This window comes from Clostridium grantii DSM 8605 (assembly GCF_900129965.1).
In the GTDB taxonomy this organism is placed as follows: domain Bacteria; phylum Bacillota; class Clostridia; order Clostridiales; family Clostridiaceae; genus Clostridium_AF; species Clostridium_AF grantii.
The window spans coordinates 349,967-370,279 of sequence record NZ_FQXM01000002.1 but is presented as its reverse complement, the minus strand read 5'-3'; the positions used below and the strand labels follow the sequence as shown (position 1 = coordinate 370,279).

Sequence of the window (20,313 nt, the reverse complement as noted above, 5' to 3'; positions counted from 1 at the left end):
CCTTTCTTATAGCTCTTTAGGTTTTATTTCAATTATTTTGAAGGCTTCGAATATGTCCCCTTCTTTTATATCATTGAATTTCTCTAATGTGATACCACATTCGTACCCTTGAGCTACTTCTTTTGCATCATCTTTAAATCTCTTCAATGAAGACATTTCAGTTTCAGCAACTACTATACCTTCTCTAACTACTCTTATTTTACTTGTTCTAGTTACTTTACCATTTGTAATATAACATCCTGAAACTGTACCTACATTAGAAATTTTATAAGTCATTCTAACTTCTGCTGTTCCTTCAACTTCTTCTTTAAACTCTGGCTCAAGCATACCTATCATAGCTGATTTAACATCATCAATAGCGTTATATATAACTCTATAAGTTCTTATATCAACATTTTCTGTTTCAGCTAAAGCTGCAGCATTACTATCTGGTCTTACATTAAATCCAATTACAATAGCATTTGATGCTGAAGCAAGCGTAATATCTGTTTCGTTTATAGCTCCTGCTGCGCCATGAATAACTCTAACTTTTACAGCATCTGTAGATAATTTTTCTAAAGAACTAATTATAGCTTCCACAGATCCTTGAACGTCAGCTTTAACAATTACATCTAATTCTTTAACTTTTCCTTCTTTTATTTGATTATATAATTCTTCAAGTGAAACTCTGCTAGTTGAGTTGATTCTCTCTTCTCTTATTTTTTCTTTTCTTTTATCTGCCATATTTCTAGCAGTTTTTTCATCTTTAACTTCATTAAATCTATCTCCGGCTGCTGGAACATCAGATAATCCTAAAATTTCTACTGGAATTGATGGTCCTGCACTTTTAATATTTTTCCCTTTATCATCAAACATAGCTCTTATTCTACCATAAGTTGATCCTACTATAATTGAATCTCCTACATGCAATGTACCATTTTGAACAAGTAAAGACGCTACTGGGCCTCTTCCTTTATCAAGTTTTGCTTCAATAACTGTACCTTTAGATTTTCTCTTAGAATCAGCTTTTAATTCTTCCATTTCAGCTGTTAATAATACCATTTCAAGTAATGTATCTAAACCTTCTTTAGTATGTGCTGAAACTGGTACACATATTACATCTCCACCCCAATCTTCTGCAAGAAGATTGTATTCTGTAAGCTCTTGCTTAACTTTATCAGGATTAGCTCCTTCTTTATCCATTTTATTTATAGCAACAATCATAGGAACATTAGCCGCTTTACAATGGTTAATAGCTTCTCTTGTTTGAGGCATTATTCCGTCATCTGCTGCAACAACTAGAATAACTATATCTGTAATTTGTGCTCCTCTAGATCTCATTGTTGTGAACGCTGCATGGCCTGGTGTATCTAAGAAAGTTATTTTCTCACCATTTAATTGAACTGTATAAGCACCAATATGTTGTGTAATTCCACCTGCTTCTGATTCTGTAACTTTTGCTTTTCTAATAGCATCCAATATAGACGTTTTTCCGTGGTCAACGTGTCCCATAACAGTTACAACTGGAGGTCTTTTTTCATTTCCTTCAGATTCGAATTCCACTTCTTCCTCTACTTCTCCAACAGCATTAATTACTTCAATTTTTTTAATTAATTGAACTTCTAATCTTTCCGATACTTTCTCTGCTGTTTCAAAATCAATTTCTTGATTTATAGCAGCCATAACTCCTGTAAACATTAATTGTTTTATAACTTCTGTAATTGGTTTATGAATTTTATCAGCAAATTCTTTTACAGTAATAGTTTCACCAATTTCTATTGAATCAGAAACTTCCTCTTCATCTGTTTCGTCACTTTTTTTACCTTTAGATTTTTTAGTTTTATTTCTGTTTTTCTTTTCTTCTATGCTGATTTTTTTATCAACTTCATTTTCATATTCGTCTACTACACTTACTAAGCCCTCATCATCTGCTGAAGTTGTTTTCTTCTCTTTGTCTGCAAAAATTTCTTTAATAAGCGCCGCATCTTCTTCGTCAAGAACACTCATGTGATTCTTTACTATAATGCTAAACTCTTCTTCTAAAACCGATATTAATTCTTTACTACTTACATCTAATTCTTTCGCTAATTCATGTACTCTTATTTTTGTCAAATTATGCACCCCCGCGTAGGATAATTAATTATCCACATTTTCATTTTCATTAATTTCTTCTTTTAATTTTCCATAAACTTCATCGTTAATTTTAACTTCCAAATTCTTATCTAATCTTTTAGACTTAATTGCTTTATCTAAACAATTAATATTTTTACAAATATAAGCTCCGCGCCCTGGTTTCTTACCTACTAAATCAATTGAAACTTCATTTTCTTTATTTTTAACTACACGAATCAACTCTTTTTTAGGTTTCATTTCCATGCATCCCGTACACATTCTCATAGGTATCTTTCTATTATTCATACTTAATTTCCCTCCTTTTCAAATAATTATTCTAGGAGAATATTAAAGTGAAACTTGTGATTCGCTAACAATGTCAATTTTCCATCCTGTGAGTTTCGCAGCAAGTCTAACATTTTGGCCTTCTTTACCAATTGCTAGTGAAAGTTGATTGTCTGCAACAACAACTTTTGCTGATTTGTTGTTTTCATTTATAGAAACTTCTACTACTTTTGCAGGACTCAAAGAATTGGCGATATAAATTTCTGGCATTTTATCATATTTTATTATATCAATTTTTTCATTTTTCAATTCATTTACTATTGTTTGAACCCTAACACCTTTTGGTCCTACACATGCTCCAGTAGCATCTACATTTTCATCATGAGATTGAACAGAAATTTTTGTTCTTGATCCTGCTTCTCTTGAAATACTCTTAATTTCCACTACTCCTGAGTATATTTCTGGAACTTCAAGTTCAAATAATCTTTTTATTAATCCCGGATGAGTTCTAGAAACAACAATTTGTGGCCCTTTAGTAGTTTTTTTAACTTCCGCAATATATAGTTTTAGCTTTTCATTAAAATTATACTCTTCACCCTTTATTTGCTCAGTTGGAGCAAGTATGGCTTCAATTTTTCCAAGGTCTACAAATACATTGTTTTTTTCTTTTCTAATAATTGTTCCTGTAATTATGTCAAACTCCATTGAGATAAATTCGTCATAAATTACTTTTCTTTCTGCTTCTTTGATTCTTTGAATAACCACTTGTTTTGCTGTTTGTGCAGCCACTCTACCAAAACTTTTCGGTGTACTTTCAAGATCTACAATATCATCAATATCAAATCTTGGACTTATCTCTCTTGCCGCTTCTAGCGAGATTGTATTTAATGGATCTTCTACTTCCTCAACAACTTTCTTAGATGTATAAACGTGTAATTCGCCATTTTCCCTGTTTATAGTAACCTTAACCGTTTGAAGATTTCCTCCAACTTTTGCATAGTTTTTCTTATAAGCCGAAACTAAAGCATCTTCAACTGTTTCAAATATCAAATCTTCACTAATGCCTTTTTCCATAACTATTTCTTTTAGTGCTTCGATAAATTCAGCATTCATTTTTTTGTTTAACCCCCCTAAAATTCTATTTTCAAAGTAACTTTTTTAATATTTTGTCTTGGAATAGAAATTTTCGCACCCTTACTTTTTATACATATATTGATTTCATCAAAAGATAAAAGTTCGCCTTCAAATTTCTTGCTACCATTAAAAATCTTAGATAATTTAATTTTTACTTCTTTACCTATATTAAGTTCAAGATGTTTATCATTAAATAGTGTTCTTTCTACGCCTGGAGAAGAAACCTCTAAATAATATGCATCGCTTATAGGGTCTGTTTCATCTAATAAAACCCCCACCGATTTACTTACCGCTGCGCAATTATCAAAAGTTATTCCTTCTTCACTATCAATATAAACTCTTAAATAGTTTTCATTTTCTTCCCTTACATATTCTACATAATAGAATTCAAAACCAGTTTCAATAACTACATTCTTTATTTGGTTAAATAATTCATCAGAAATTTTGTAATTACTCATACTTTACCTCCAATATTCAATTTTTATGGTTCTTTTTTATTTAAACTAACGAAAAACGCAACTTACGTTGCGTTTACTTAAATAGAAAGAGCGGGCTTATGCCCACTCTTCTGCTAGTTAATATAAGTAAAATTCTATATCATTATATCATATAAATAAAAGAAATTCAAGTTTTTAGTTAATTTTCTCCATTTAGAATAAGCAAAGCTGATTTGTATCTGGTAATCCATTTATACATCCATGAATTGAAAGAGTTTCTATAACTGATTTCGTTACCTTTGTTCTTAACCTTAAATCCTCTTTTGAAATAAATTCTCCATGAATTCTGGCTTCAACCATTGCTTTTGCTGCATTTACTCCTACACCTGCTAAAGCACTCAATGGAGGTCTAATTCCTTTTTCTTCTATAACAAATCTAGTTGCCTCTGATTTGTATAAATCTACTCTCAAAAGATTTATTTTTCTTTTATACATTTCATAGGATAATTCTAGCACCGTTAATAAGCCTTTTTCCTTTTGGCTTATATTATTACCCATTTCATTTATCTCATTTATTTTTAAATTTATAGCATCCTCGCCCTTACAAATTAATTCTGCATCAAAATCATCAAGCCCTCTTACTGTAAAAAAAGCTGAGTAATAAGCTTCTGGATAATAAACTTTATAATAAGCAATTCTCATTGCCATCATAACATATGCAACCGCATGGCCTTTTGGAAACATATATTTAATTCTTTTGCAAGATTCTATATACCAATCTGGCACTGAATTTTGTCTCATTAATTCTTCGTCTTTTTCACCTAAGCCTTTACCTTTTCTTACTTTTTCCATTATTGTAAAAGCATCCTGTGGTGGCAATCCTTTATAAATCAAATAAACCATTATGTCATCTCTAGTGGATATACAATCTTTCAATGTAGTTAATCCTTCTTTTATAAAATATTGTGCATTATTTAACCACACATCCGTTCCATGAGATAACCCTGAAATTCTCACTAAATCTGAGAATGTTTGAGGCATAGTATCTAATAACATTCCTCTTACAAATTTTGTTCCGAATTCCGGAAGTCCATAAGTAGCAACGGGACATCCCAATTCTTCTGGCGTAATCCCCAAAGCATCAGTACCAGTAAACAAACTAAGAACCTTTTCATCCCCTATAGGCACTGTAGTTGGATCAATACCAGTAATATCTTTTAACATTCTAAGCATAGTAGGATCATCATGTCCTAGAATATCTAATTTCAACAATCTTCCGCTTATAGAATGATAATCAAAATGAGTTGTTATTATATCTGAATTAGGGTCATCTGCCGGATGTTGAATTGGACAAAAGTTATAAATTTCGTTATCAGCAGGTACAACCATTATTCCTCCTGGATGTTGCCCTGAGGTTCTTTTAACACCTGTACAGCCTGCTGTAAGTCTATTTATTTCAGCAGTAGTTACTTTTGAATTGTTTTCATCTAAATATTTTTTTACAAATCCATAAGCTGTTTTTTCTGCTATTGTTCCTATTGTCCCTGCTTTAAAAGTATGACCTTTTCCAAATAAAACTTCTGTATATCGATGAATATCTGCTTGATTATCTCCAGAAAAATTAAGGTCAATATCAGGTTCTTTATCTCCCTCAAAACCTAGAAATGTTTCAAATGGAATATCAAAACCTTCTTTATATAAATTTTCTCCACAATTTGGACAATCCTTATCTGGCAAATCCACTCCTGATGATACCGATCCATCTGTTATAAATTGGCTATATTTACATTTTTCACAAACATAGTGTGCTGGTAATCCATTTACTTCAGTTATATCCGTCATGGTAGCTACCAAGGAAGAACCAACCGACCCTCTTGACCCAACTAAATATCCATCTTCCAAAGATTTAGCAACCAACTTATGCGCAATTAAATAAAGCACAGCATATCCGTTACTAATAATAGAATTCAATTCTTTATCCAACCTTTTTTGTACAATATCTGGCAAGGGGTCTCCGTAAATGGATTTTGCTTTTTGCATAGTCATATTTCTAATGTCATCGTCTGCTCCCTCAATTTTAGGTGGAAAAGTTTCTTTTGGTATAGGTAGTATATCCTCAATTTGGTTCGCTATCATATTTGTATTATAAATTACAACTTCTTTTGCTTTCTCTTCTCCTAAATACTCAAATTCCTTAATCATTTCGTTGGTAGTTTTAAAATATAAAGGTGGTTGGTCTTTCGCGTCGCTGAAACCCTTACCCGCCATTAATATTTCCCTAAATATAGAATCTTTTTCATCTAAAAAGTGAACATCTCCTGTAGCAACAACCGGCAAATTAAATTTCTCCCCTAATTCCACAACCTTTATATTTAATTCTTTTAATTGGTCTTCATTTTTTACAATACCCTTTTTTATCATAAATTCATTATTTCCAGTTGGTTGAATTTCAAGAAAATCATAAAATTTTACTATTTCTTGCATTTCTTCACTTGATTTACCTTGCAGAACAGAAGAAAATACTTGCCCAGCCTCGCAAGCCGAACCAATGATTAATCCATCTCTATATTGATTAATAATACTTTTTGATAATCTTGGTCTTTTAAAAAAATAATCTAAATTTGAGGTTGATATTAATTTATAAAGATTCTTTAATCCCGCTTGAGTTTTAGCATAAATTATAAGATGATAGGTATTCATCTTTTTTATATCAATGGTAGCAAGATACTCTTTATTTAATTCTTCAATAGTAACAATAGCTTTTTCTTTTAATCTTTTAAAACTTTCCTGTACTATTAGTGCAGTAGCTTCAGCATCATCCACAGCCCTATGATGATTTTCCAAAGATATTCCCAAATACTTACAAACAGTATTTAATTTATATCTTTTTAACTCTGGATACAAAAATTTTGATAAAGGAATTGTATCTAATACTGGAAAATCAAACTTCATATTTAAATCACTCATATTTTTTCTTATAAAAGAAACATCAAAACTGGCATTATGAGCTACCAAAACAGTTCCTTTAGCAAACTCAACAAACTTAGGCAATATTTTTTCAATGGTCTCTGAATTTTTTACCATTTCATTATTTATCCCAGTTAACTCAATGATTTTAAAAGGAATATTAGTTTCTGGATTAACAAAATAACTAAACCTATCAACAATTTCACCATTTATAATTTTAACTGCACCTATTTCAATTATTTTATCATAAGCACTAGAAAAACCAGTGGTTTCAATGTCAAACACTGTGAAACTATCTTTAATAGTTTTCTCATCACAATTTATAGCTATAGGTTCTCCATCATCCACAAAATATGCTTCAACTCCATATAAAACTTTTATGTTATATTTTTTTGCAGCATCCATGGCTTCTGGAAAAGCTTGAACTACACCATGATCAGTTATTCCAATTGCTTTATGTCCCCATTTAGCTGCTCTTTCAATCAATTTTGAAGCCGGTGCAATAGCGTCCATTGAACTCATTTGAGTGTGTAGATGTAATTCAACCCTTTTTTCTTCATATATATCCATTTTTTCTATTTTAGTTGTTTTTATTATATCTCTTCCCATAATAACAACTTCTCTTGAAAAAGTATCAAAGGTAGCTTCTCCTCTTAATTTCACTCTTATACCTTTTTTTATTTCTTCTTCCATCTTTTCAGTATCTTTTGGCCTTGGAAAACATTTTATTGTCATAGAACTTGTATAGTCCGTTACATCAAATACAAATATTTTTCTTCCTGATTTCGTTTCTATAATTTCACTTTTTATTATATCCCCACAAATAGCAACTACCCCTGATGTTTGAGTTATTGTAGAAATTTCTATTGTATCTCCATTAAAATCTCTGCCTACAATTACATTTGGATTATTTTCAGATGATTTTCCTTCTTTATTATAGAATTGTTTATCCTTACTCTTACCTTTAAAATCTTTTTGGAAAGTTTTCTGAGAATCTTTTTTATCTGAGGATTTGCTTTCATTGGTACCTTTATTTTTTATAATATTTGTAATTATTTCTCTTTCTTTATTTTCTCTTTCTTTAAAGAAATCTGCTCCCATTGTTTGAATACTATTATTGTAACTAATATTAACCTTTATTTTAGCTCCAAACATTTCTAAAATAGAATTTTCAATATGATTATTAATTTTTTTACCTTTTAAAAATGTATATATAAATTCTTCCCCTAAATGCAACGAAAGAACATTGTTATCTAATTTTTTTTCTGCTGCAATCAAACACTCTTTGCACAATGGTGTTTCTTCAGAAATTTTTGCCACAATATCTACCCAGTATTTATTTACTATTTCTGATATATCCACATTAGAAATATCTTTAGCTATTATTAATTCTATATTCTCAAATCCATTTAATTTACTGGCAATTATACTTTTTAGTACACTTATTTTCTCACCATTTAATGAGTTATGAGATTTTATATAAACCTTCATCTTACAGCTTTTAGATAAAAACTGAACTTTTTCTATTCTTAATTTATCATTCATAAGAATTTCATTTTTATTAAAGTCTTCTAATAGAGAATTTACAAAGTTCTGATTCATTTTTTCCTCCCTACATGCAATTCAAGTGAAAAAATATGTAGGCTTAAAACCTACATATTTTCAATTTCCTTAATTAATTCATCAATAAGAAATTCTTCCTTAACTTTTTTTATTATTTTTCCACCTTTGAAAATTAAACCTTCTCCATTTCCACCAGCTATTCCTATGTCTGCACCTTTAGCTTCTCCAGGCCCATTAACAACGCACCCCATTATAGCCACCTTAATATTTTTATCACAATTAGCCAACCTATCTTCAGCTTCATGTGCAATTTTTATAAGGTCAATTCCTGTTCTTCCACAGGTTGGGCATGAAATAAACTCAATACCTTCGTTTATCAATCCGATAGATTTTAAAATTTGTTTTCCCACTTTAATTTCTTCTAAAGGATCTCCTGTAAGAGATACTCTTAATGTATCTCCAATGCCTTCACATAAAAGAGTTCCTATTCCAATACTGGCTTTTATACTTCCTCTCCAAGGGGTTCCTGCTTCTGTAACCCCTAAATGAAGTGGGTAATCTACCTTCGCGGATAGCAACCTATTGCTTTCTATCATTTCCATAGTAGTGGAAGATTTTATGGAAACAACAATATCATAGAACCCTACAGATTCTAAAATATTAACATGTTCTAAAGCACTATCAACTAATGCTTCTGCACAAATTCCACCATATTTATCTAAAATCTTTTTATCTACAGATCCTGAATTAACACCTATTCTAATAGGTATATTATTCGCCTTAGCTTCTCTAGCAACAACTTTGATTCTTTCTATATCACCAATATTACCTGGATTTAATCTTAAAGCATCCACTCCACTTTTTATTGATTCTAAAGCTAATTTATAATCAAAATGAATATCTGCAACCACTGGTATATTAACTTGACTTACTATTTTCCTTAATGCCCTTGCAGCATCTAAATCAGGAACAGCGCATCTAGTTATTTGGCAACCCACACTTTCAAGAGCCAATATTTGTTTCACTGTTGCTTCAATATTTCTAGTATCTGTATTATTCATACTTTGTACTGTGATAGGTGAATCTCCTCCTACGAAGATATTCCCTACTTGTATTTTTTTTGTCATCTTTCTATCCACTTAATCATCCTCCCAACCTTAAAACTTAACAGGGAATAATATATCTTTTATTGTTATTGCCACCATCAAGAAAAGCAAAAACGTAAAACCTATCTTATTTATAATTGTAACATATTTTTGATCAATTTCTTTTCTTGTTATTATTTGAATCAAAAACAAAACAATCCACCCTCCATCCAATGCCGGTATTGGAAGTATATTGAAAATAGCGAATGACATTGAAATAAAACCACCTAAGTAAAGTAAGTTAAGAAATCCAGCTTTAGCCGCCATGCTAGTAACTCTTATTATTGTAACAGGCCCACCTACTTCGTCTTTAGATGCTTCACCTTTAAACATCCTGCCCAAAGAAACAAAAGTTTGCTTTGTTATAGTATTTACTTGTTTTAGTCCTTGCCCTAAAGCCTCTCCTAAATTAGGATTTTCTTCGTACATAGGTGTTATTCCTATTAAATACCTATCTTCTTTTTCTACATACATAGGAGTTAACTCAAAAGTATATTCCTCTCCATCTCTCAAAACAGTTAAGTCCAGTGGCTCATTTTTATTAAGAATAATCTCAGTTGTTATATCATCCCAAGATGAAATTTTACTATCATTGATTTTAATAATTTTATCCCCTGATTGTAAACCCACCTGTGCTGCCGGACTATTTTCCATAGTTTCAGTAATTGTAGTAGTTGCAAATCCACTTACAAAACCAATAAATGCAAAAATCACAATAGCTACAAGTAGATTCATTATTGGACCTGCTGCAACTATTGAAAGCTTTCTCCAAGGGCTTTTAGATGAAAATGATCCTTCTTCTTTTGATTGCTCATCTTCCCCAAACATTCTCACATATCCGCCAATAGGCAATGCTCTTATAGAGTACAATGTTTCTTTTCCTTGAATTGATGTAAGCAACGGCCCCATACCCACAGCAAACTCCTCTACTTTTACTTTATTTAACTTTGCCAAAGTAAAATGTGCCAGTTCATGTAAAATAACTAATACTCCTAAGAGTAGAATTCCAATTAGTATATAAATAATGTTCAATAAAGGTTCCTCCCTTAATTACTGATACTTACTTAAAATATATTTATTAACTTGTTTTTCAGTGTCTAAAATAGTTTCAATATCCAAATTTGTTTGATTTGGAAATCTATTTAGGCTCTCTTCTATGATATTTGCGATATCTAAATAAGCTATTTTTCTGTCCAAAAATAGTTGAACTGCCACCTCATTGGAAGCATTTAAAATAGTTGGCATAATCCCCCCAATTTTACCGGCTTCATAAGCTAAATGAAGGCATTTGAAATTCTTGATATCTGGTTTATCAAAAGTCAATTTTGAAATCTTGTAAAAATCTAAGGGTTCTATCACTCTTTGTTTTCTCTCCGGGTAATTCATGGCATATTGAATAGGAAGTTCCATATTCGGTGTAGCTAATTGAGCAATTACACTTCCATCTACATATTCTACCATAGAGTGGATGATACTTTCTGGGTGAACTAGTACCTGAATTTTATCATAATCAACATCATAAAGCCATTTAGCTTCAATAACTTCTAATCCTTTATTCATAAGCGTGGAAGAATCGATTGATATTTTCACTCCCATATCCCATTTAGGGTGTTTAACCGCATCCTCTGGCGTTATGTATCTTAAATCTTCCATGGTTTTTCCTTTAAAAGGCCCCCCCGAAGCTGTAAGTATTATTTTCTCAACCTCATTATGAGAACTTCCCCTCAAACACTGTAATATAGCCGAATGTTCTGAATCTACAGGCAAAATATTCACTTTATGCTTTTTAGCCGCCTGCATAACTAAACTTCCACCTGTTACTAATGTTTCTTTGTTTGCAAGAGCAATATCTTTTCCTGCTTCAATAGCTCTCATTGTAGGTTGAAGACCAATCATTCCTACAATTGATGTTACGACTAAATCAACATGAGGAATTTCAACTATAAAATTTATACCTTTCATTCCCAAGAGGAGATGTGTTTTTTTTAAAAAAGTTTTACAATAACCATCAACTTTTTTATAAGTATCTTCATCAGTAATAGCACAAAACTCCGGTTCAAATTCTTCTATTATTTTTATTGTCTTTTCATAACTTTTATTAGCCGAAAAAGCTACAAGTTTAAAATTTTTATTTTCTTTTCTAATAACATTTAGCGTTTGACTTCCTACAGAGCCAGTAGCTCCTACAATACATATATTTTTCATATTATCACCTAATCCATAAAAATAAATTCTTTTGCATAAATTTACAATAATAATACTAATGATAGCATTAATATTATTATTAAACAAACCAAATCTATCTAGTAAGTTATATATTGGTTTAGCCAATGCAAATAATACCAAGATAATAAAAAAAGGTTCAAAGTATACTTTGATAATATAGGTTACCATAAGAAAAATTAACAATAGTATCAAACTATATTGAAGTTTTTTATCTACTTTAACTGATTTATACAAATACTACATCCCCAAAATAATTGCTACATAATAGTATACTAACACTGATGTGAAAAGTATGCTATCAAATCTATCTAAAATTCCTCCATGTCCTGGAATTAAATTACTATAATCTTTAGCTCCAACATATCTTTTGATTGAAGAAGCAGCCAAATCACCTAATTGACAAATAACCCCTCCTAAAATTCCTATAACTACATAGTTAAAAATAGGGATAACTATCCCTTTACTTTGAATAAAAAATCCAAAAGCGGTAACTGCAATTACACTTCCTATCAATCCACCAACAGCACCTTCAACAGTTTTTTTAGGACTTACTCTTGGTATCAATTTTGTTTTTCCAAAAAATCTACCCGTGTAGTATGCTAAAGAATCACAGACCCAACATGATATAAAAATTATCCATACAAAATAATTCCCATAGCTTTTTTCACTTATTAAAGCAATTAAACTAAAAGGAACAGCAACATAGAATATGCCTAAATATGTAATAGCAGCATCTACGATATTATATTCCTCAAAAAATATAATTATAGTTAAAAGCGTGATTGTTCCAACTACAAAAATCAGCGAAACCCACTTCAGTTCAACTCTTTCTAAGAAAATCAGGCAATAGTATAAAAAACTTACAATATACCCTACTATTTTTATTGGTTTTATTTTATTTTCAGTAAATATATTATAAAACTCATAAATCCCCATAAATGAAAATAATGCCAATACTAATTTTAGATATATTCCCCCTAAAAATAGCACAATCACCAAGGGAGATAAAATAAATGCACCTACATACCTTTTATTCATCATTTCACCCCTATTTTAATCCACCGAAACGTCGATCTCTATTTTGAAAATCATATATAGCCTTGTGTAGTTCCGCTTCATTAAAATCTGGCCAACTTTTGTTTGTATACCAAAATTCAGAATAAGCACACTGCCATAATAAAAAATTGCTCAATCTTTGTTCTCCGCCTGTTCTTAAAATAATATCTGGATCTTTCAACCCTTTAGTAAATAGATTATCAGATATAGTATCTTCCGACACATTTGATAATAAAATATCACCTTTATTAACGTCATTCATTATTTTCTTAAAAGCATGAACTATTTCATCTCTTCCTCCATAGTTAAGTGCTAGATTTAAAACTAAGCCAGTATTATTTTTGGTATTTTCATAACTTTTTCTTAATTGGTCTCTGCACTCCTTTGGGAGATCCTGAATATTACCAATACTTTTTATAACAACATTATTATCTTGTAATTCTTTGAATTCATTTTTTAAGTAATCCACAAGCAGTTTCATTAAAGCATTAACCTCATCTTTTGGTCTTTTCCAATTTTCAGTTGAAAAAGTGTACAAAGTCAAAGCCTTCACGCCTAATCTATTACATTCTTTTACTATAGTTCTTACATTTTCTGCACCCGCTTTATGCCCTGCAACTCTAGGTAACCCCTTGGCTTTTGCCCATCTTCCATTTCCGTCCATTATAATTGCTATATGTTGTGGAATTGCATTCATATCAAGCTTATATGTATTTTCATTTAATTTCTTTTTTATTTTAAATAACGCCATTCTATTCACCTTTTCTAGAAATTAAAATTTAAATACCTGCGTAACCACAGGTATTTATTTTAAACAGACATAATTTCTTTTTCTTTATTTTCTACAACTCCATCTATTTTTTGAACATATTTATCAGTAATTTTTTGTATATCTTTTTCTCCAAGTTTTTCTTCATCTTCATTTATTTCTCCATCTTTTTTAAGATGTTTAATTTTCTCATTAGAGTCTCTTCTTATTCCTCTAACTGCAACCTTTGTTTCTTCTCCATATTTTCTTACTTTCTTAACAATATCTTTTCTTGTTTCTTCAGTAAGTTCAGGTATAATTAATCTAATTGATATGCCGTCATTTGATGGATTTATTCCTAAATCAGACATTAAAATAGCTCTTTCAATATCCTTTAAAGCTGCTTTATCCCAAGGTTGAATCATTAAAATCCTTGGTTCCGGAACAGAAATACCCGCGATTTGACCTATTGGTGTTTCTGCGCCATAATACTCAATAGATATTTTATCAAGCATTGTAGGATTTGCTTTTCCAGCTTTCAATGTTGCTAATTCATTTTTTAAGGCAACTAAAGATTTGCCCATCTTCTCTTCCGTATGATTAATAATTTCTTTAATCATAATGTCCTCCTGTAATTATTATTATTTTGATATTTTTGATACTATAGTTCCTATGTTTTCACCTAACATAACTTTTTTAATATTATTTGGCTCATCTAATCCAAAAACAATTATTGGAATATCGTTATCCATACATAGTGAAGTCGCTGTTGAGTCCATAACTTGTAGCCCTTTTTCTAATACCTCTATATATGATAACTTCTCAAATTTCACTGCATCCGCATATTTATGTGGATCTTTGTCATAAACGCCATCAACTTTTTTAGCTAAAAGAATAGCATCTGCTTCTATTTCCGCTGCTCTTAATGCGGCTGTTGTATCTGTTGAGAAGTAAGGATTCCCTGTTCCTGCTGCAAAAATTACAACTCTATTTTTTTCCAAATGCCTCATAGCTCTTCTTCTTATATAAGGCTCAGCTACTTCTTTCATTTCAATAGCTGTTTGGACTCTTGTCATAACACCTATATTTTCAAGAGAATCCTGTAATGCTAGTGCATTTATACAAGTAGCAAGCATTCCCATATAATCGGCCGTAGTTCTGTCCATTTCTTTACCATTTCTTCCGCGCCAAATATTTCCTCCGCCAACTACCGCTCCAACTTCAACTCCTAGGTCTACTAATTCCTTTATTTCGTAAGCAATCTTAGTTGCCACATCAAAATCAATTCCATAGCCACCTTCTCCTGCTAAAGCTTCACCTGACAGTTTAAGCATAACTCTCTTGTATTTTAATTTGTCCATATCCTTATTATACCTCCAAATCATTCGTGATGACAATAAAATTTATTTTAAAAAAAGAGAACACTAAGTGTTCTCTTATTAACTTTTTATATAACTATTTCAATTGTTTTTGAACTTCTTCTGCAAAGTTTTCTTCTTTCTTCTCGATACCTTCGCCTTTTTCAAATCTAATGTACTTATTAATCTTGATTTCTGAACCAATTTCTTTAGATTTAGCTTCTAAAAGTGTTTTTATAGTGAAATCACTATTTTTTACAAACACTTGATCAACTAAGCAAATTTCTTTTAAGTATTTTTTGATTCTACCTTCAACCATTTTATCAACGATTTTCTCAGGTTTTCCTTCATTTAAAGCTTGAACTCTATAGATTTCTCTTTCTTTATCTAAAACTTCAGAATCAACTGATGTTTCATCTAAGAATAAAGGATTAACTGCTGCAACTTGCATTGCTATGTCTTTACCTAATGAAGATAAAAGTTCATCGTTTTTGTCACAAGATAATTCAACTAAAACGCCTATTCTTCCTCCACCATGTACGTAATCAGCAATAACTCCATTGTCAACTGTAAATCTTTCAAATCTTCTGATATTCATGTGTTCGCCTAATTTAGCAATTAAAGCTGTTAATGTTTCTTTAACAGTTTCTTCACCAGACATTTTTGCTTCTAATAATTCTTCAACTGTAGCTATTGTTGAATTAGCAACATAAGCAGCTGCAGTATTTGCAAATTCAATAAATGCTTCATTTAATCCAACGAAGTCAGTTTCACAGTTAAGCTCTAAAACAACAGCAGTTTTCTTGTCTTCTGAAACGTATGTAGCAACAACACCTTCAGCAGCAATTCTTCCTGCTTTTTTAGCAGCCGCAGCCAAACCTTTTTCTCTTAAAAATTCAACAGCTTTTTCCATATCTCCTTCAGTAGAAGTCAAAGCTTTCTTGCAGTCCATCATTCCTGCACCAGTCATTTCTCTTAATTCTTTAACCATTAAAGCAGTTATAGCCATAAGTATATCCTCCTAAATTGTAATTTTATTCAGCTAATTGTGTACCTTGATTTCCTTCTAAAACAGCATCAGCGATTTTAGCAGCAATTAATTTAACAGCTCTGATAGCATCATCATTACCTGGAATAACATAATCAACATCATCTGGATCACAATTAGTATCTACTATCGCAACAACTGGTATTCCTAAAATCTTAGCTTCATTTATAGCATTTCTTTCTTTTCTTGGGTCTACTACGAACATTGCTCCGATATTTCTAGCATCCATGTTTTTGATTCCACCAAGGTTTCTTTCTAATTTTTCTCTCTCAGCTCTTAATTTAATAACTTCTTTTTTAGGAAGAACTTCAAATGTTCCATCTTCTTCCATTTTTTCTAATTCTTCTAATCTTCTAATTCTAGCTTTTATAGTTTGGAAGTTTGTAAGCATTCCACCTAACCATCTGTGGTTTACAAAATGCATACCAACTCTAATACTTTCTTCTTTAATAGCGTCTTGAGCTTGTTTTTTTGTACCAACAAATATAACTTCTTTTCCATCAGCTACAACATCTTTAACGAAGTTATAAGCAGCATCTACTTTCTTAACTGTTTTTTGTAAGTCAATAATGTAAATACCATTTCTTTCTGTGAAAATATATGGAGCCATCTTAGGGTTCCATCTTCTTGTTTGATGTCCAAAATGAACACCTGCTTCTAATAATTGTTTCATTGAAATTACTGCCATAATAAATCCTCCTTAGGTTTTACCTCCATCATTTAAACCATAGATAACCTGATAGGCACCCATCTATTTAAAAATGATGTGTGTATTTTTAACTTCCTCAAGTATTATAGCACAAGCAAAGTAGTGTTACAACAAATTTTTTAAATTTTGTTTATTTCTGAGCAAAAAAACAAAATAGGATTTAAAAAATCCTATTTTTATCTTATTTTCTTTAATTCATCAATCAATTTATCATTTAATATTTTGATATGAGTTCCTTTCATACCTAAAGATCTGGATTCAATTACACCAGCACTTTCGAACTTTCTCAATGCATTTACTATTACGGATCTAGTTATACCAACTTTATCTGCAATTTTAGAAGCAACTAACAACCCTTCTGACCCATTTAATTCATTAAATACATGTTCAACGGCTTCTAATTCCGAATAAGATAAAGTTCCTAAAGCTAATTGAACTACAGCTTTTTTTCTAGCCTCTTCTTCTAACAAATCATTTTGAGATCTTAAAATTTCAAGACCTACAATAGTTGCACTATATTCAGCTAAAACCAAATCATTATCATCAAACTTAGTTTCAAAACGTGTTAAATACAAAGTGCCTAACCTGTCTCTATTTCCTATAATCGGAATAATAGTGGATAATTTACCTTCTATTTCTGCTGGTTGCGTTTCATCAAATGAAGACTTTCCATAATTCTCTACATTAAATAAAGTGTCATTGATTGATAACAACTTGTTATTGAGATATTCTGGAAATTTTTTATCTACTAAAACAGTTTGTTTAACACTCTCACATTCCACACCATTATTAAATGTATAACCAAGTATCTTTGCTTTTCTACTAATTATATAAACATTGCATTCCAATACATGGCTTAAAGTATTGCAGATATCCTCAAAAATTACAGGTTCTGCTCCTTTTTTTTGCAATATCTTATTAAGCAAGCGCATTTTTTTTAATAATTCCGAAGCCATGTTATCACTCCTTTTCGCATTATATTCTTTTGAATAGTTATTATTGTGAATTGATGATAAATTGAGAATATTTCAAAAATTTATTTTATTCTATACCATCATATCATATGAGTTTTTTTTATTCAACAAAATAATAAAAAAATAGCGAAATAAGTTATATAACATTATTTTAGAATACATCCATACTTATTCGTTACTCTCATCTTTTGCTTTTTCTTCTATATGCTTACATTCCTTGTTAGGACATTGATAAAATTCTCCAAGTTTTTTATTATTTTTAACCACCATAAGCGATTCACAAACAGGACATTTCTTATCTGTAGGTTCATCCCAACTAACGAAATCACATTCTGGATAATTATTGCATCCATAAAATGTTCTACCTTTTTTACTTCTTCTTTGAACTATTTTACCTCCACACTTAGGGCAAGGTATATCTAATTCTGTTTGAATTTGCTTGGTATTTTTACACTCTGGATAACCTGGGCAAGCAAGAAAATCACCAAATCTACCTTTTTTAATCACCATAAGTTTTCCACATTTATCGCAAGGAATATCACTTACTTTATCTTCAATAGTTATTTTAGCAATTTCTTTCTCCGCTTTATCTATTAATTCGCTTAGCGGCGAATAAAATGCATCTACTACTTTTTTCCATTCAGTGTTTCCTTCTTCAATACTATCTAGATTATCTTCCATAGATGCAGTAAAATCCACATCAACTATTTGCTTGAAATACTCACTCACTATATCATTAACAATTAAGCCAAGTTCCGTTGGTAAAAGTGTTTTCTTTTCTCGTTCAACATATCCTCGTCCTAGCAAAGTGCTTACTATAGGTGCATAAGTACTAGGCCTACCTATTCCATTTTCCTCTAGGGTTTTTATAAGAGATGCTTCTGAAAATCTAGCAGGCGGTTGAGTAAAATGTTGTTTTTCTAAAACTTCTTTACACTTTAATATTTCTTCTTCATTTAAATCCGGAAGTTGAATATTGTTTTTTTCATCGTCTGTTGAATACTCATACACCTTCATAAAACCTTCAAATTTTACAGTTGATCCGCTAGCCTTAAATTTATAATCTCCATTGTAAATACTTATAGAAATTGTATCCATTATGCAAGAAGCCATTTGACTGGCCATAAATCTTTTCCATATTAGATTGTATATTTTAAATTGCTCTGGTTTTAAACTTTCTTTTATAAGTTCTGGAGAAAGTTCTATATATGTTGGTCTTATAGCTTCATGTGCATCTTGTATATTTTTCTTACCTTTAAAATTCCTAGGACTTTCAGGTATATACTCATCCCCAAAATTATTTGATATAAATTCCTTTGCACTTAATTGTGCTTCAGTAGATATCCTAACTGAATCTGTTCTCATGTAACTTATCAAACCTACAGTACCATGCCCTTTAACATCTACCCCTTCATACAATTGTTGAGCTATTGACATGGTTCTCTTTGTTGTGAAATTTAATTTTTTATAAGCCTCTTGTTGAAAAGTACTTGTAGTAAAAGGTGGTAATGGATTTTTACTTTTTTCAGTTTTTCTGACTTTTTTAACAACATATTCTCCATTTTTAAGTTCATCAACAACATTCTTACACTGTTGCTCTCCAGTTATAGAAATCTTCTTATTGTTCTTAGATGCTAATCTTATTGGAAAACTATTTTTTTCATTATTTTTATACACTAAAGATTCTATAGTCCAATATTCTTCAGGAACAAAACCTTTAATTTCTTCTTCTCGCTTACATATCATATTCAAAGTGACAGATTGTACTCTTCCGGCGCTAAGCCCCCACTTTACTTTTCTCCAAAGAATAGGACTAATTTTATAACCAACCAATCTATCTAAAACTCTTCTTGCTTGTTGAGCATCTACAACATGTTGATTTACTTTTCTAGCTTCTTTTATTGCACCTTTTACAGCATTTTTTGTTATTTCATTAAAAACAATTCTACATTCATCTTCTTCATTAATTTTTAAAGCTTTAAGCAAATGCCAAGAAATAGCTTCTCCTTCTCTATCAGGGTCGGTTGCCAGATATACTTTATCTGATTTCTTAGCTTCTTTTCTAAGTTCAGCAAGCAATGTGCCTTTTCCTCTTATAGTTATATACTTAGGTTCATAGTCATTATCTATATCTACGCCTAATTGACTTTTAGGAAGATCTCTAACGTGACCCATGGAAGCTTTTACTTTATAATTTTTTCCTAAATACTTACTTATAGTTTTTGCTTTTGCTGGTGACTCGACTATTACTAACTTTTGTCCCATTTTATCCCCCTCCAATTTACTAGGGTTAAATCAAAATTTAGTTCATTAACCTCAATAATATGCAAATATTAACTGTAATTAGAATAATACAGTATCAATTTAACTTATGTCAACAGTAATTTTTTCAATTTATCAATATATTCATTTAATTATCATTAAAATAAAAATAAATTTCGGAAAAAATTTTATAATTTATTGATTTTTTTTCTATAATTTTTTTCAATAGAAATCCTAATATATCAATACCTGAAAGCAGAAAGAGAAATATAAAACTTTATATTTTTTACTATTCTCTTTCTTGAAAAAT

At 30.7% G+C, this 20,313-nt stretch carries 16 protein-coding genes; all 16 read right to left on the bottom strand.

Annotated features, from left to right (window positions below; genetic code table 11):
* Positions 1 to 6: 6 nt before the first annotated feature.
* The 16 genes from infB to topA all read right to left on the bottom strand — a co-directional run bounded on the left by infB (position 7) and on the right by topA (position 20,006).
* Complete coding sequence (gene infB / locus BUB83_RS01665) at positions 7 to 2,091, bottom strand: translation initiation factor IF-2 (RefSeq protein ID WP_073336332.1); 2,085 nt, start codon at positions 2,089 to 2,091, stop codon at positions 7 to 9.
* A gap of 24 nt (positions 2,092 to 2,115) precedes the next feature.
* Positions 2,116 to 2,397 carry an RNase P modulator RnpM gene (rnpM, locus tag BUB83_RS01660; protein ID WP_073336330.1) on the bottom strand — a complete coding sequence of 94 codons (282 nt, stop codon included), beginning with the start codon at positions 2,395 to 2,397 and terminating at the stop codon, positions 2,116 to 2,118.
* Positions 2,398 to 2,439: 42 nt separating this feature from the next.
* Complete coding sequence (gene nusA, locus BUB83_RS01655) at positions 2,440 to 3,489, bottom strand: transcription termination factor NusA (RefSeq protein ID WP_073336328.1); 1,050 nt, start codon at positions 3,487 to 3,489, stop codon at positions 2,440 to 2,442.
* A 17-nt stretch (positions 3,490 to 3,506) separates the two neighbouring features.
* Positions 3,507 to 3,968, bottom strand: coding sequence for a ribosome maturation factor RimP (gene rimP / locus BUB83_RS01650; RefSeq protein ID WP_073336325.1), 462 nt, complete (start codon positions 3,966 to 3,968; stop codon positions 3,507 to 3,509).
* A 192-nt stretch (positions 3,969 to 4,160) separates the two neighbouring features.
* Positions 4,161 to 8,516 (bottom strand): PolC-type DNA polymerase III, encoded by a 4,356-nt coding sequence (locus tag BUB83_RS01645; RefSeq protein ID WP_073336323.1) that lies wholly within the window; start codon positions 8,514 to 8,516, stop codon positions 4,161 to 4,163.
* Between the two features lie 50 nt (positions 8,517 to 8,566).
* Positions 8,567 to 9,616 carry a flavodoxin-dependent (E)-4-hydroxy-3-methylbut-2-enyl-diphosphate synthase gene (gene ispG, locus BUB83_RS01640; RefSeq protein ID WP_073336321.1) on the bottom strand — a complete coding sequence of 350 codons (1,050 nt, stop codon included), beginning with the start codon at positions 9,614 to 9,616 and terminating at the stop codon, positions 8,567 to 8,569.
* A gap of 18 nt (positions 9,617 to 9,634) precedes the next feature.
* Positions 9,635 to 10,654, bottom strand: a complete 1,020-nt coding sequence (gene rseP / locus BUB83_RS01635; RefSeq protein ID WP_084133345.1) for an RIP metalloprotease RseP — start codon at positions 10,652 to 10,654, stop codon at positions 9,635 to 9,637.
* Positions 10,655 to 10,672: 18 nt separating this feature from the next.
* The gene (gene dxr, locus BUB83_RS01630) at positions 10,673 to 11,827 is read right to left on the bottom strand and encodes a 1-deoxy-D-xylulose-5-phosphate reductoisomerase (protein ID WP_073336526.1); all 1,155 of its coding nucleotides are present in this window, start codon (positions 11,825 to 11,827) and stop codon (positions 10,673 to 10,675) included.
* A 258-nt stretch (positions 11,828 to 12,085) separates the two neighbouring features.
* A complete protein-coding gene (locus BUB83_RS01625) occupies positions 12,086 to 12,886 on the bottom strand; it encodes a phosphatidate cytidylyltransferase (protein WP_073336319.1) in 801 nt (266 codons plus the stop codon).
* 10 nt (positions 12,887 to 12,896) lie between these two features.
* Complete coding sequence (locus tag BUB83_RS01620) at positions 12,897 to 13,655, bottom strand: isoprenyl transferase (protein WP_073336317.1); 759 nt, start codon at positions 13,653 to 13,655, stop codon at positions 12,897 to 12,899.
* A 59-nt stretch (positions 13,656 to 13,714) separates the two neighbouring features.
* Entirely contained in the window at positions 13,715 to 14,272 is a 558-nt protein-coding gene (gene frr / locus BUB83_RS01615; RefSeq protein ID WP_073336314.1) for a ribosome recycling factor, read from the bottom strand.
* A 21-nt stretch (positions 14,273 to 14,293) separates the two neighbouring features.
* A complete protein-coding gene (pyrH, locus tag BUB83_RS01610) occupies positions 14,294 to 15,013 on the bottom strand; it encodes a UMP kinase (RefSeq protein ID WP_073336312.1) in 720 nt (239 codons plus the stop codon).
* A 94-nt stretch (positions 15,014 to 15,107) separates the two neighbouring features.
* A complete protein-coding gene (gene tsf, locus BUB83_RS01605) occupies positions 15,108 to 16,019 on the bottom strand; it encodes a translation elongation factor Ts (RefSeq protein ID WP_073336309.1) in 912 nt (303 codons plus the stop codon).
* A 25-nt stretch (positions 16,020 to 16,044) separates the two neighbouring features.
* Complete coding sequence (gene rpsB / locus BUB83_RS01600; RefSeq protein WP_073336306.1) at positions 16,045 to 16,746, bottom strand: 30S ribosomal protein S2; 702 nt, start codon at positions 16,744 to 16,746, stop codon at positions 16,045 to 16,047.
* 197 nt (positions 16,747 to 16,943) lie between these two features.
* Complete coding sequence (gene codY / locus BUB83_RS01595) at positions 16,944 to 17,723, bottom strand: GTP-sensing pleiotropic transcriptional regulator CodY (RefSeq protein ID WP_073336298.1); 780 nt, start codon at positions 17,721 to 17,723, stop codon at positions 16,944 to 16,946.
* A 186-nt stretch (positions 17,724 to 17,909) separates the two neighbouring features.
* Positions 17,910 to 20,006 carry a type I DNA topoisomerase gene (gene topA, locus BUB83_RS01590; RefSeq protein ID WP_073336296.1) on the bottom strand — a complete coding sequence of 699 codons (2,097 nt, stop codon included), beginning with the start codon at positions 20,004 to 20,006 and terminating at the stop codon, positions 17,910 to 17,912.
* Positions 20,007 to 20,313: the final 307 nt, after the last annotated feature.